Raw genomic sequence first — 249 nt, 5'->3', positions numbered from 1 at the left:
CCTTTGTAGTTGAACGTTGTCATTGCTTCGGCCCCTTCCTGCCCAAGTTGACCCGGCCGGTAATGGGTACGAACAAGTCCTCAGCAGGTGCTCGCTGTTGGCCGGTCTCGGCCAAAGGCAGTGTCGTTTCCTTAGCCACCGGTGAAGCCTCAGATGCCGCATCTAGGTCACGCCGGTGTGGCGTTGCTGCAAGCGCAGCGCCGTGCTCTGAGCTGAAGTTCCTTCTTACATGCTCCCTGTACGCGATGA

General features: G+C 58.6%; 1 protein-coding gene. It reads right to left on the bottom strand.

Features of this window, described 5'->3' with window-relative positions; all coding sequences use genetic code 11:
• Positions 1-19 precede the first annotated feature (19 nt).
• A partial coding sequence (locus KVS69_RS20100; RefSeq protein ID WP_217539988.1) for a hypothetical protein occupies positions 20-249 on the bottom strand: 230 nt, incomplete at its 5' end.

The organism is Stenotrophomonas sp. GbtcB23 (assembly GCF_019091045.1).
GTDB classification, from domain to species: Bacteria; Pseudomonadota; Gammaproteobacteria; order Xanthomonadales; family Xanthomonadaceae; genus Stenotrophomonas; species Stenotrophomonas rhizophila_A.
This window is presented reverse-complemented; position numbering and strand designations above follow the sequence as displayed.